The organism is Shivajiella indica, from assembly GCF_042683085.1.
GTDB classification, from domain to species: domain Bacteria; phylum Bacteroidota; class Bacteroidia; order Cytophagales; family Cyclobacteriaceae; genus Shivajiella; species Shivajiella indica.
The window spans coordinates 515,524-529,073 of sequence record NZ_JBHUIV010000025.1; the positions used below are offsets into that span (position 1 = coordinate 515,524).

A 13,550-nucleotide genomic window follows, 5' to 3' on the forward strand; every position below is an offset into this window, starting at 1 on the left:
TGTTCATTATTGAACATTTAATTTCAATTTAGTGTTGATAATTGGGTAAATAGAGCCTATTTTAACTTATGGCATCATTTTGTCAATACAAAAGAAAAACATTCAAATCATGGACAACCAGCAATTAGGGAAAATACTGATCATAGATGACAATGAAGACCTGCTTTTTGCGGCAAAAATGCTTTTAAAAAAGCACGCTAAAGAAGTGACAATTGAGAAGGATCCAAGAAGAATTCCTTTTTTGATCAACAACAACAGCTATGATGTGATCCTATTGGATATGAACTTCACTGAAGACACCACCTCAGGAAAAGAAGGATTCCATTGGTTAAAACAGATAAAAGAGATAGACCCTAAAGCCGTTGTAATATTAATCACAGCCTTTGGAGACGTCGAAATGGCTGTACAAGCTTTGAAAGAGGGTGCAACAGACTTTATTCTGAAGCCATGGCAAAACGAAAAATTATTGGCGACTTTGACTTCGGCCAGCAGATTAAAAGAAAGCTATGATGAAGTGGAAAAGTTGTCCAAAAAACAAAAGCAGCTTCAGTCTGACGCCAAGAAATCTTATTCTGATATAATTGGCAACAGTGCCTCAATGAAGAATATCTTTTCCATTATTGACAAGGTAGCCAAAACCGATGCAAACATCCTGATTTTAGGAGAAAATGGAACCGGAAAAGAACTTATTGCCAGGGCTATCCATGACCGTTCTTTAAGGAAAGATGAAATATTTGTGGGTGTTGATATGGGAGCCATTACTGAAACACTATTTGAAAGTGAACTATTTGGCCATAAAAGAGGCGCATTTACCGATGCGAAAGATGATCGGGCTGGTAGATTCGAAATAGCTGACAAAGGCACCCTGTTTTTGGATGAAATAGGCAATCTGAGTATGCCACTTCAATCCAAACTATTGACTGTATTGCAGAAGAGGGAAGTGACAAGAATAGGAACAAATAAAGCCATTCCTGTAGATATAAGGCTAATTTGTGCTACCAATATGAACGTTCATGAAATGGTACTTGATAACACTTTCCGACAAGACTTACTTTACCGGATAAATACAGTTGAAATTTTCCTCCCACCATTACGGGAAAGACAGGATGACATTCCTTTATTAGCAGATCATTTTCTGAAAACCTACAGTAATAAGTATAGGAAAAGTTTTCATGGATTCACCCCTTCAGCCATGCAGTTATTGCAAAGGTATAATTGGCCGGGAAATATCAGAGAGCTACAACATGCCATTGAAAGAGCCATTATCATGGCAGATGGAGAAGAATTGGATAGCAGGGATTTCTTTTTCCTTTCTGCTAAACCAATGAATGAGAAAATTGCTACTCCTGCTACCTTCAATCTGGATGAGGTTGAAAAAACTACCATTCAACGGGTAATTGATAAAAATGGCGGAAATATTTCCAAAGCCGCAAAAGAGCTAGGTTTGACCCGAGCTTCTTTGTACCGAAGATTAGAAAAATATGGATTATAAAATAGGCCTCCTGGGAAGAATTATCCTTCTTGCAGTTTCCTTATTTCTTTTATCTTATTTCATTCTGAACGGAGCTGGGGTATTTGCTATATCTCTGTTTATCATTCTTGTATTGGCTCAGGTAATTTTCTTACTTGGTTACGCTGAAAGTTCCTTTAAAAAAGTCCGCCAATTTTTAGATAATATCAAACAGGACAATTATACCAATGTATATCCGGTAAAATTTGACGGAACAGAAACGGATGATCTTCATATTGAATTTAATGCTATCCTAGCAAAACTCCAGGAGGACCAAGCCGAAAAGGAAGCCAATTACCAATATTTTAGGTCAGTATTTCAGCATCTAAGCATTGGATTGATCACTTTTGACGAAGATGGAAAAGTTCAGATCGTCAATACTGCCGCCAAAAGGATGTTGAATATCCACCAATTGATCAACATAAATGAGGTCGAAAAAATCAATAAGGAACTTCATCATGCCATTAATCACTTAAGAACCGGAGGAAGTGAATTAATTAAAATTGCCCATCCTGATGGAATCATGCAGCTTTCGGTATATGTCATTGAATTGGTTCTCAGAGATGTTAAATTCAAGTTGGTATCCCTCCAGAATATTCAAAGTGAACTTGAAGAAAAAGAAATGGAGGCTTGGCAAAATCTTGTCAGGGTTTTAACCCATGAAATCATGAACAGTATTGCACCAATATCTTCTCTTGCTTCTACCGTTAAAGTGGACATTGAACATAAAATTGAAGAACATAACGTCATTCAGCCCCAGGATCTGGAGGATTATTTGATGGCCATTACCACCATCGAAAAAAGAAGCGAAGGACTTATCAATTTTGTCAGTGATTTCAGAAGTCTTGCCCATATTCCTACCCCAAAATTCCAAACTATCCAGCTTCAAACACTTTTTGCCCAGTTAGAAACTTTGTTACAAAACCAATTTGAAAAAAATCAGATTCAATTTAAAACAAAAGTTGAACCTGAAGAATTGATCTTATTTGGGGACCAACATTTAATTGAACAGGTGTTGATTAATTTAATCCAAAATGCCATCCATGCCGTTGATGATGCCATTATCAAAATCATATCGTTGAAGGCTTTTATTGATGAGGCCGGGAAAATAATCATTGAGGTTTCAGATAATGGGAAGGGAATTGAAGAAGAGGCATTGTCAAAAATTTTTATTCCTTTTTTCACTACCAAAAAGAAAGGGTCAGGGATTGGATTAAGCCTTTCAAAACAGATTATGAGAAGACACAAAGGAAATATCCAGGTAAAATCCAAAATAGGTAAAGGCACAACCTTTAAATTGATTTTTAATGCTTAGAGTCAAGCTATAAAAATAATCTGTTGATCCCCGATAAATCCAATTTGTTTTTTTCCTTATCAAAACATTTGATCGAATCCTTGATTTTAACACTGCATTAACATTCATTTCATAATCAACACCTAATAACCTAAAAACTTCTTGAAAGCATAATATCTATTTCATCATGAATTGAAATACCAGATCTAACTTGCATTCAAAACTAATGAACTTGAAAACCGATTTCAAAACCATTGTGATCTCTGATGTTCACTTAGGAACAAAGGGATCAAAAGCAAAAGAAGTATCTCGATTTTTAAAGCAATACTCCTGTGAAAATTTAATCCTGAATGGTGATATCATTGATGGATGGCAACTCAAAAAATCTGGGAGTTGGAAAAGAAAACATACGAGATTTTTTAACAGAATCCTCAAAATGATAGAGAGCAACAATACCAAGGTTTTTTACTTAAGGGGAAATCATGATGACTTTTTAGACCAGATTCTTCCCCTTCAGATTGGAAACCTTTCTATTCAAAATGATTTGGTTTATGAAAGTAATGGGAAGAAATTCTTTATAACCCATGGTGATGTTTTTGACAGTGTGACTTCAAATTTCAGATGGATTGCCTATTTAGGGGATATTGGATATACTTTCCTTCTTTGGTTAAACAGGCAGGTCAATTACCATAGGAGGAGAAAAGGCCTTTCTTATTTCTCCCTATCCCAATACGTGAAAGGAAAAGTAAAGTCTGCAATTTCTTACATTGATGAATATGAGACGGAACTTGCTAAAATGGCAAAGTCCAGAGGATGCGATGGGATAATCTGTGGACATATACATAAGGCTGAAAACAGAACCATTGAGGGCATAACCTACATGAATTCCGGAGATTGGGTAGAAACCATGAGTGCTTTGGCTGAAGACCATAAAGGAAATTGGCAACTTATCTATTACAGCGAAATTGATTTCAAAAAGGAATCTGAAGAAACGATTATTCCAATAGATTCCAAGATTGATTTGAAAACTGTGGCTTTTTCAAATTTATCTGGGGAACTGAAATTTCCCAACTTTAAAATTTGAAATGAAATTCCTATTCATTGTCCAAGGGGAAGGGCGGGGCCACATGACCCAGGCCATCTCTCTTTCCCAACAACTTGAAGTTATGGGTCATGAAGTTTCTGCAGTCTGCATTGGAAAAAGTGAAAGAAGGGAAATTCCGGAATTTGTTAAGAAGTCTCTTACAGCTAAAATCCACCATATTGAAAGTCCAAATTTTATCACCGACAAAAAAAACAAAGGAATAAGAATTGGTAAGACGATTCTTTTCAATATTTCCAATAGTGTAAAATTTTTAAAAAGTCTGAAAACCATCCATCATCTGGTAATAACCCATCAACCAGATGTAATCATCAACTTTTATGACATCCTGGGGGGAATATATAATGCCCTGTATAAGCCCAATGCCCAATTTTGGGTAATAGGACACCAATATCTTATTGAACATCCTGATTTTAAATTTGCTGAAGGTCAGGTAATTCAAAAATTACTATTCCAAATCAATACAAAAATTACAGCACTTGGTGCCAATAAAAAACTGGCACTTTCTTCTATACCTTTAAAAAGTCTGGAGGGGAACAATCTATATATTTTACCCCCTTTATTGAGAAAAAAAATTACATTACTTGATCCCGAATCTGGTGATTTTTATTTGACCTACATGGTTAATCCTGGTTATGGGGATGAAGTAATGGATTTTGCCAGGAAAAACACACATATTAAAATAGAAGCTTTTTGGGACAAAAAGGGCTTTCCAAAAGAATATTCTCCACTTCCTAATTTGATTTTTCACCAAGTGGATGAGAATCTTTTTCTTCAAAAAATGGCCAATTGTAAAGGTTTTTTAAGTACAGCGGGATTTGAATCCATCTGTGAGGCCATGTACTTGAATAAGCCGGTGATGGTAGTCCCTGTCCAGGGGCAATATGAGCAGGCATGCAATGCCATCGAAACCGAGGCTTCCGGTGCAGGAATCCAGAACAAAAGGTTTGATTTTAAGCTTTTTGATGATATTCTGCAAACCAGAATTTTTGATACTTCTTTTTCAAAGCCCTGGACAGATAAATTCCCTGCTCTTTTTGAAAAAATAATAGCGGAACAAAGTAGGGCAAATCTACCAAAGCCAAGTCAATATCCAATTGAATATTCTCCTTTGGCAAACTAAATTCTAAAGAAGCTCCAAACCAAATTTCAGGTATTAGGTTATTTATTTCACCTAACACCTGAAAACAATGGTATTTTTCAATCTCCATTTTTCGAGCGTTAAATCGATTGCGGAAAAATTATCACGTATTTTCCCTACCATAAATCCAAAACAAATTTTTGGCTAAATGAAAAAATAGTAAATTCAAGACTGCTTATTAGAAAAAAAGTTCATGAATATAGAGAAACAAAGGCTTAAGGAAGACCGGGAATGGAAGAAACATTGGAAAAAGTGGGGACCTTACCTCACTGAAAGACAATGGGGTACGGTTAGAGAGGACTATAGTCCAAATGGTGCTGCCTGGGACAACGTCACTCATGATGAAGCCAGAAGTAAGGCCTACCGGTGGGGAGAAGAGGGGATTGGGGGCATTTCAGATTATAAGCAAAAATTATGTGTTGCCTGGGCTTTTTGGAATGGAAAAGACCCAATGATCAAAGAAAGATTATTTGGTTTGACCGGTCCTCAGGGCAACCATGGCGAGGATGTAAAAGAACTTTACTATTACCTCGACTCCACTCCTACCCACAGCTATATGAAAATGCTGTATAAATATCCTCAAAATGAATTCCCATATAAACAATTAATTGAGGAAAACCGGAAAAGAACTAAAAATGATCCGGAATTTGAATTAATGGATACCGGAGTTTTTGATGAGGACGCCTATTTTGATATCTACATCGAATACGCCAAAAATGATATTGAAGATATAGCGGCCTTCGCTACTATACATAACAGGGGAAAAGAAGATGCAGAAATATGGGTTATTCCAACTATATGGTTTAGAAAAAACTGGTTTACAGGACATGAACCCTTTATGCCAAAACTTTCCAAATTAGACACCAATAAAATCAAAGCTTACAGTCCCAAGAGTGGCAATTTCTTTTTTTCTTTTGATGGAGATCCGGAACTGAAATTCTGTGACAATGAAACGAACAGAGAAAGACTTTACCATATACCCAATGAAAAAAAATACCTGAAGGACGCCATTAATGATTATGTAGTCCATAAATACATCCATCATTTGAATCCTTCAGATTATGGCACAAAAGCAGCAGCTATTTATAAGCTGACCATACCTTCTGGTGAAAAAAAAGTTGTCAAATTCAGGATGATGCACTACCACCAAGAGGATGCGGCATGTTCATGTGAGGATATTTTGAAGGAAAGGATAAAAGAAGCGGATGAATATTATGGAGAAATCCAAGCCCGGGTAAAAAATGATGATCTTAGAAATATTCAACGTCAGGCTTTTGCCGGAATGATGTGGGGGAAACAATTTTATTATTATAATGTAGATAGATGGCTGGAAGGTGACCCTGGAAGATATTCTCCTCCCAAAGAACGTAAAAAGGGAAGGAACCATGATTGGCGGCATTTACATAATTATGACATCATTTCCATGCCTGACAAATGGGAATATCCATGGTATGCTGCCTGGGATTTGGCATTTCATTGTGTTCCTATAGCCCGCATTGATCCTGATTTTGCAAAAGATCAACTAGTATTGCTGCTCAACGATTGGTACATGCATCCCAATGGCCAAATCCCCGCTTATGAATGGAATTTCAGTGATGTCAACCCTCCGGTACATGCTTATGCCGTACAAAGAGTATATCAAATAGATAAAAAGGACAATAACGGAATAGGTGATCAGGAATTTTTGGAAAGGTGCTTTCATAAGCTCATGATCAACTTTACCTGGTGGGTCAATCAAAAAGATAGCGAAGGTAAAAATATTTTTGAAGGAGGATTTTTGGGTTTGGATAATATTTCATTAATAGACCGAAGCCATGCCCATCATTACAGTGGTAAACTTGAACAGGCTGATGCCACTTCTTGGATGGCTATGTTTTCACTTAACATGTTGCGAATTTCGCTGGATCTCTGTGAATTCAATAAATCTTACCAATATACAGCCATAAAATTCCTGGAACATTTTCTATATATCGCAGGGGCTATGAACAATATCGCAGGAGAAAGCATCAGCCTTTGGAACGATGAAGAAAATTTTTTCTTTGATGTCTTTCACTTACCCGGGAAGGAGCCTAAAGTGATGAAGGTTAAATCAATTGTCGGAATTATTCCTCTTTTTGCAGTAGAATCAATTCGCTTGGATATGTTTGACAGTCTTCCCGATTTTAAGAAAAGAATGGAGTTTTTTCTAAAGGAAAAACCAAAACTTGCTTCATTAGTATCAAGTTGGATCAAACCTGGTTTCGAAAAAAGAAGGTTGTTTTCCTTATTACGGGGACATAGGATGAAAAGCATCCTAAATAAAATGTTGGATCCAAATGAATTTTTGAGCGAATATGGGATTCGGTCTTTATCCAAATTCCATGAGAAAAAACCTTATAGTCTAAAAATTAACGGAGACACCTACACCATCAAATATACCCCTGGGGAATCTGACTCATTGATGTTTGGAGGAAACTCAAATTGGCGGGGCCCGATTTGGTTTCCGATCAACCATTTAATAATTGAATCCTTAAGAAAATTTTATTACTATTATGGGAATGAGTTTTCCATTGAATACCCAACTGGTTCAGGTAATTTTTTAACAATGGATTTAATCGCAAAGGAGCTTTCATTTAGATGCATAAAAATCTTCATGAAAGATGAAAATGGCAAAAGACCTGTCTATGGCAAAAATAAAAAAATGCAGGAAGACCCCCATTTCAAAGATCACATTCTTTTTTATGAATATTTCCATGGAGATAACGGAGATGGTTTAGGCGCTTCTCATCAAACGGGATGGACTGGATTGGTTGCAGAAATGATCCATAAGTATTATAAAAATATAGACGAACCAAAAGAAGATGCTGAGTCCATATTTAGAATCTACTAGAATAGAAGCCGGTTGTGACGAAGTAGGAAGAGGATGTCTTTGTGGCCCAGTGGTAGCTGCAGCAGTTATCTTGCCTGTAGATTACGCCAATGAATTCATCAATGATTCTAAAAAATTGAGCAAATTCAATCGAAATAGCCTTGTTAATGAAATAAAATCCAGTGCGATTTCCTGGTCGGTGGCTGAAGCAAGTGTTGAAGAGATTGACAAAATCAATATCCTCCATGCGTCCTTCCTTGCGATGACAAGGGCAGTGGAAAAACTCACTAAAAGACCGGATCATTTACTCATTGATGGAAATCGTTTCAAAAGTACCTTAACCATCCCTTATTCCTGTATTGTTAAAGGGGACTCAAAATTTGCCAGCATAGCCGCTGCCTCTATCTTGGCAAAAGTTTACCGTGATGAATTCATGGAAAAAATGGCACAAGATTACCCTGGCTATGGTTGGGAAAAAAACGCAGGATATCCAACGAAAATGCATAGAGACGGAATAAGAAAATTCGGGCTGACACCACTTCATAGGAAATCATTTAGATTGCTCCCTGAACAGATGAAACTTGAATTTTAAAAACGCATTAAAGTATATCCTTGAGGCACATATTTGGTCAGGGTAGTTAACATAGATAATGCTAATTCCGCACCTTGCCACATATCTGATGGCATCATATTCCTGGCAATCAAAGATTGGCCACAGATATAAAATTCAACACCGGAATTTTTGAGTGCTTCATAAACAGGTAAATTTGGATTTTTGACTCCATAAAATTTTTCATAATTGGAATCATCCAGGATAGAAAAAATTGCTCCTCCATGTACTGCTACTTTCACTTTAATATTTTCCTTTGGCACACCAGCAATTCCGTGAAGATTTACCATACGGGCAATATTATCGACCATTCGGTTTACCTGTTTTGGATCATCAGCAGCAGAAACAAGGTCGATGATGATTTTAAATTCCGTCTTGGGATCGGGTCTTTCTGTTGCCTCAGGGATTTCATAAATTCCACCAAAACCTTTTACAATAGGAAATTGTGGGGTTTGGCAATTTGCGGAAATTGATAATGCGGTAAGAATTACCGAAGCAAGGAACTTCTTTGCAGATAGAAACATGATTTTGAAATGGTTGATTCCGAAAAATTACATAAAAATCATTCCTTCTCAAACTGTTATTTGGATTGAAATCATCGGCTATTTCGATACCCGACACAAAATATCATTATAGCTTCCCAATATCAATACTTAAACTTTTTCAATTTTGAAAAATCCTGTACCCCTTTCAAGAGCTTGGAGCCGGACTTTCTTCGGCTTTTCCTTTGGGTCTAGGAACAAACCTGGGAACACGGGCCTGGTAAGCTTTATACGCATCATATTTTGAAGCGCTTATTTCCTCACTGAAATTGGAGCTTCCCTGAAATAAGATCAGTAACAACAGGCAACCAACCACTGACCAATTGAGCCATTGGCCTGATGCCACTACTGAGAAAAAGTAAAAAGAAACCCAAAATCCCTGTTCACCGAGGTAATTTGGATGCCTCGAAATTGCCCAAAGTCCTTTGTCCAAAAATCCTTTTGCAAAATCACCTGTCAGCAACTTCCCTTCTTTTATCAATCTCCATTTTTCCTTTTGGTAATTCCATTGTTGTTCATCGGCGACAGTTTCAATAGCCAAGAAAAATAAAACTATACTTGCCACCAAATAATCCACCAAGCCAATACTCCCATCATCAAACTGCATAGTGACAAGCATTGGCAGAGTAAATAACAAAATCAATACATTTTGATAGCCAGAAATGAAAAAGAGATTGAATAAAGTCCATTTCCATTTGGGCTGGAATTCTGGCTTATTTCGCAAAATTTCCCAACGGTAGTCTTCTTCCCCTTCCCAAAATCTCCACTTATAGGCACCTTTACGTGCAAAATTATAAGTCAGCCTTGCTCCCCAAGCAGTGACAAGCAGTGCAAGCAAAACCATCCTTAAAGAAAATTCGCCGAAATAAGCCATTACCCAAGCATAGATTATGGGCAATATACTCCAATATTTATCCACCTGACTATTATTACCGGTTAGCTCTCCCACCAAAAAACAATAGCTGATTGAAACCGCACAAATCTTTATCAGGATTCCAAGCGCCTCCCATTCACGTTCTCCTAAAGATATTCCGAAAAAATAGGTGAAAATTGGTACAACTAATAAGGTGAAAACCAAAAGAATCGCTGTTTGGAGTATTTTCATAAAACGATTTTTCTTTCTAAAATAGAAATAAATTCGAAAATTAAAAAAACTGACTTCTTTCTAAAATCCACTTTATAAAGACCTATAAAATAGAAAAAGCCCCAGAAAAGTCTGAGGCTTTGTGCGCACGAGAAGAGTCGAACTTCCACGCCCGAACGGGCACTACCCCCTCAAAGTAGCGTGTCTACCAATTTCACCACGTGCGCATTTTGGGGTCTGCAAAAGTAGAAAGAGTTGTTTTTCCCTGCAAGTGAAATCCAAAACTTTCAAAATTATTTTAACTACCAATCCTTTGGCTTAGACTTCAACCAACATGTTGACTTAAACCAAGGTTTTTATTTTATAAATTACGGATAAATTTTCCTTTCTGCTGCCAATAAGGTGTTATACAATAATGAAGCAATGGTCATTGGGCCTACCCCTCCAGGAACAGGAGTAATTGCTGAAGCTTTTATTGCCACTTCATTAAACTTAACATCCCCGATTAATTTAAATCCGGATTTTTTGCTGGCATCATCTACCCTATGGATTCCCACATCGATCACGACTGCCCCTTCTTTCACCATATCAGCAGTCACAAACTCAGGTTTACCTAATGCAACAATAAGAATATCTGCAGTCCGGGCGATTTCAGGAAGGTTTTTGGTCCTACTGTGCGTCAGAGTCACAGTGCAATTCCCAGGATAGTCATTTCTTGCCATAAGAATACTCATCGGAGAGCCTACAATATGGCTGCGACCAATTACCACACAATGCTTTCCAGATGTTTCTATATTATAGCGTTTCAACAATTCTACTATTCCGTAAGGTGTGGCAGCTACATAGGCCGGCCAGCCTAAAGTCATTCTCCCAACATTGGCAGGAGTGAAGCCATCCACATCCTTTTGAGGTTTAATCTTATTGGTGACTTTTTCAACAGAAATATGCTTGGGCAAAGGAAGCTGTACTATCAAACCATCTATAGATGGATTTTGGTTGATATCTTCTACTACTCTCAATAATTCTTCCTCTGAAACAGTTTCTTCCAATCTGACCAAAGTAGATTCAAACCCCACTTGTTCACAGGCTTTTACTTTAGCACCAACATAAGTTTGACTTGCCCCATCATTTCCAACCAAAACGGCCGCTAAGTGAGGTATTTTACCCCCTTCAGCTTTAATTTCCTCTACCCTTGCTGCAATTTCTGTCTTGATTTGTTCCGATGTCTTTTTTCCGTCTATAAGTGTTGGCATGGCAAGAGGAAGTAATTATTAGTTAAAGTTAAAGTGCTAAATGCTTAATGTTGTCTTTCAATAAAATATTCAAAAAACTATCTTGTTTCTTAAATATTTGATCATTCTAAACTCTTCAATCTTGTTACTCAGTACTTGGTACATTGTACTTGGTACTTGGTACTATTAATTTATTGTTTTGCCTTTGAATTCCACCTTCCGACTTTCGCCTTTCCTTAGGCATTGTCTCTTATTCCTAGCCTCAATAATCTCGCCTCTAGATTCTACAATCTTAATCCAACTTCAATACTGCCATAAACGCTTCCTGAGGCACTTCCACATTTCCTACTTGCCTCATACGCTTTTTTCCTTTTTTCTGCTTTTCAAGCAGTTTACGCTTTCTGGAAATGTCACCGCCATAACATTTTGCCAATACATTTTTACGCAAGGCTTTAACAGTTTCCCTAGCAATAATTTTAGTCCCAATAGCAGCCTGAATCGCAATTTCAAACATTTGCCTTGGAACCAGTTCCTTCAGTTTCTCACACAGCCTTTTGCCCCATTCATAGGCTTTGTCCCTATGGACAATGGCAGACAAAGCATCTACCACTTCACCGTTCAACATCACATCCAAACGAACCATATTGGATTGTTTAAAACCTATCAACTCATAATCCAAAGAAGCATATCCTCTTGAAATGGTCTTAAGTTTGTCGAAAAAGTCAAAAACTATTTCTACCAAAGGCATATCAAAAGATAATTCTACCCTTTCAGAAGTGAGATAAACCTGGTTTTTAATTTGCCCCCTTTTCTCCATACAGAGTTGGATCACGGGCCCCACATATTCAGAAGCTGTAATTATAGTGGCTTTGACAAAAGGCTCTTCAATATGCTTGAACAAATTGGGTTCCGGCATATCTGAAGGTGCATTGACAACTTTATATTCATTATTATTCATCAAAGCCCGAAACTGAACAGAAGGTACCGTCGTTATAACGGTCATATCAAATTCACGCTCCAATCGTTCCTGAATGATTTCCATATGGAGCATCCCAAGAAAACCACAACGGAAACCAAATCCCAATGCTGCTGAAGTCTCCGGTTCCCACACCAAGGAAGCATCATTGAGCTGCAACTTCTCCATGGAGGCCCTTAATTCTTCAAACTCTGTGGTATCTACGGGATAAATTCCCGCAAAAACCATAGGCTTAACGTTCTCAAAACCTTTTATGGCTGATGCACAAGGGCGTTTGATATGAGTAATGGTGTCTCCCACTTTCACTTCTTTGGCCACCTTGATGCCTGAAATTAAATAGCCAACATTGCCTGCTGCTAGAGTCTGCTGTGGTATCTGATTGATGCCCAAAACACCGATTTCATCTGCATCATATTCTCTTCCGGTATTGACAAATTTGATTTTATCCCCTTTGTTAATGGTACCATTAAAGATCCGGAAAATAACTTCTACTCCTCTGAACGGATTGTAGACAGAATCAAAAATCATGGCCTGAAGGGGTGCCTCCGTATCCCCCTTAGGTGCCGGAATCCTCTCCACTACAGCATTTAAAATATCCTCAATTCCAATTCCCTCTTTACCTGATGCCAGGATTATATCGTCATGATCGCAACCAATTAGGTCAATTACCTCATCTGCCACCACCTCAGGATCTGCACCTGGCAAATCTATTTTATTCAACACAGGAATGATTTCCAGATCATGCCCTATGGCTAGATAAAGGTTGGAAATAGTCTGTGCTTCAATACCCTGGGAAGCATCCACAATCAATAAAGCCCCCTCACAGGCAGCAATTGACCTGGAAACTTCATAGGAGAAATCCACGTGACCAGGGGTATCAATTAGATTAAGGATGTACTCTTCACCTTTATAATTATATTTCATTTGGATAGCATGTGACTTGATAGTAATACCCCTTTCCCTCTCCAAATCCATATTATCCAATAACTGGTCTTGCATTTCGCGATCACTTACCGTATTGGTAAACTGAAGCAAGCGATCTGCCAATGTACTCTTCCCATGATCAATATGGGCAATGATACAGAAGTTCCTAATTCTTTGCATGTTCATACTGGCCGCAAAAATAGATAAAATTGTGGGTTTTATTGATATACCTTTCAAGTATCAAAAGAATTTTACAGATACTGTCTCTAAGTATAAGGTCCTAACTC

10 protein-coding genes and 1 tRNA gene are annotated in these 13,550 nt (G+C 37.6%); 6 read left to right on the top strand and 5 right to left on the bottom strand.

Annotated features, from left to right (window positions below):
- Positions 1-109 precede the first annotated feature (109 nt).
- The 6 genes from ACFSKV_RS18555 (at position 110) to ACFSKV_RS18580 (ending at position 8,487) form a co-directional block, all read left to right on the top strand.
- Positions 110-1,492: a sigma-54-dependent transcriptional regulator gene (locus tag ACFSKV_RS18555; protein ID WP_380806245.1), complete on the top strand. Its 1,383-nt coding sequence runs from the start codon at positions 110-112 to the stop codon at positions 1,490-1,492.
- On the top strand, positions 1,482-2,825 hold the full coding sequence (locus ACFSKV_RS18560) for a sensor histidine kinase (RefSeq protein WP_380806248.1): 1,344 nt from the start codon (positions 1,482-1,484) through the stop codon (positions 2,823-2,825). The genes ACFSKV_RS18555 and ACFSKV_RS18560 overlap by 11 nt, the downstream gene beginning before the upstream one ends.
- Before the next feature lie 211 nt (positions 2,826-3,036).
- A complete protein-coding gene (locus tag ACFSKV_RS18565) occupies positions 3,037-3,888 on the top strand; it encodes a UDP-2,3-diacylglucosamine diphosphatase (RefSeq protein ID WP_380806435.1) in 852 nt (283 codons plus the stop codon).
- Position 3,889: 1 nt separating this feature from the next.
- A complete protein-coding gene (locus tag ACFSKV_RS18570) occupies positions 3,890-5,029 on the top strand; it encodes a glycosyltransferase family protein (RefSeq protein WP_380806251.1) in 1,140 nt (379 codons plus the stop codon).
- Positions 5,030-5,240: 211 nt separating this feature from the next.
- Entirely contained in the window at positions 5,241-7,916 is a 2,676-nt protein-coding gene (locus tag ACFSKV_RS18575) for an MGH1-like glycoside hydrolase domain-containing protein (protein WP_380806254.1), read from the top strand.
- Entirely contained in the window at positions 7,888-8,487 is a 600-nt protein-coding gene (locus tag ACFSKV_RS18580; RefSeq protein WP_380806257.1) for a ribonuclease HII, read from the top strand. Before ACFSKV_RS18575 ends, ACFSKV_RS18580 begins: the two co-directional genes overlap by 29 nt.
- Here the strand turns inward: ACFSKV_RS18580 and ACFSKV_RS18585 are convergent.
- The 5 genes from ACFSKV_RS18585 to lepA form a co-directional block, all read right to left on the bottom strand.
- A complete protein-coding gene (locus ACFSKV_RS18585) occupies positions 8,484-9,029 on the bottom strand; it encodes a DsrE family protein (RefSeq protein ID WP_380806260.1) in 546 nt (181 codons plus the stop codon). The genes ACFSKV_RS18580 and ACFSKV_RS18585 overlap by 4 nt on opposite strands.
- A gap of 166 nt (positions 9,030-9,195) precedes the next feature.
- Positions 9,196-10,152, bottom strand: coding sequence for a DUF1295 domain-containing protein (locus ACFSKV_RS18590; RefSeq protein ID WP_380806263.1), 957 nt, complete (start codon positions 10,150-10,152; stop codon positions 9,196-9,198).
- Between the two features lie 122 nt (positions 10,153-10,274).
- Positions 10,275-10,358: transfer RNA gene (locus tag ACFSKV_RS18595), tRNA-Leu, on the bottom strand.
- 141 nt (positions 10,359-10,499) lie between these two features.
- Positions 10,500-11,384 carry a bifunctional 5,10-methylenetetrahydrofolate dehydrogenase/5,10-methenyltetrahydrofolate cyclohydrolase gene (locus ACFSKV_RS18600; RefSeq protein ID WP_380806265.1) on the bottom strand — a complete coding sequence of 295 codons (885 nt, stop codon included), beginning with the start codon at positions 11,382-11,384 and terminating at the stop codon, positions 10,500-10,502.
- 271 nt (positions 11,385-11,655) lie between these two features.
- Positions 11,656-13,449, bottom strand: a complete 1,794-nt coding sequence (gene lepA / locus ACFSKV_RS18605; protein WP_380806439.1) for a translation elongation factor 4 — start codon at positions 13,447-13,449, stop codon at positions 11,656-11,658.
- Positions 13,450-13,550 lie beyond the last annotated feature (101 nt).

Bases quoted from the DNA above. Each gene is read 5' to 3' on its own strand.
- ACFSKV_RS18555 (WP_380806245.1), top strand. From the start codon at position 110: ATGGACAACCAGCAATTAGGGAAAATACTGATCATAGATGACAATGAA.
- ACFSKV_RS18560 (WP_380806248.1), top strand. From the start codon at position 1,482: ATGGATTATAAAATAGGCCTCCTGGGAAGAATTATCCTTCTTGCAGTT.
- ACFSKV_RS18570 (WP_380806251.1), top strand. From the start codon at position 3,890: ATGAAATTCCTATTCATTGTCCAAGGGGAAGGGCGGGGCCACATGACC.
- ACFSKV_RS18575 (WP_380806254.1), top strand. From the start codon at position 5,241: ATGAATATAGAGAAACAAAGGCTTAAGGAAGACCGGGAATGGAAGAAA.
- ACFSKV_RS18580 (WP_380806257.1), top strand. From the start codon at position 7,888: ATGCTGAGTCCATATTTAGAATCTACTAGAATAGAAGCCGGTTGTGAC.
- ACFSKV_RS18585 (WP_380806260.1), bottom strand. From the start codon at position 9,029: ATGTTTCTATCTGCAAAGAAGTTCCTTGCTTCGGTAATTCTTACCGCA.
- ACFSKV_RS18590 (WP_380806263.1), bottom strand. From the start codon at position 10,152: ATGAAAATACTCCAAACAGCGATTCTTTTGGTTTTCACCTTATTAGTT.
- ACFSKV_RS18600 (WP_380806265.1), bottom strand. From the start codon at position 11,384: ATGCCAACACTTATAGACGGAAAAAAGACATCGGAACAAATCAAGACA.
- lepA (WP_380806439.1), bottom strand. From the start codon at position 13,449: ATGAACATGCAAAGAATTAGGAACTTCTGTATCATTGCCCATATTGAT.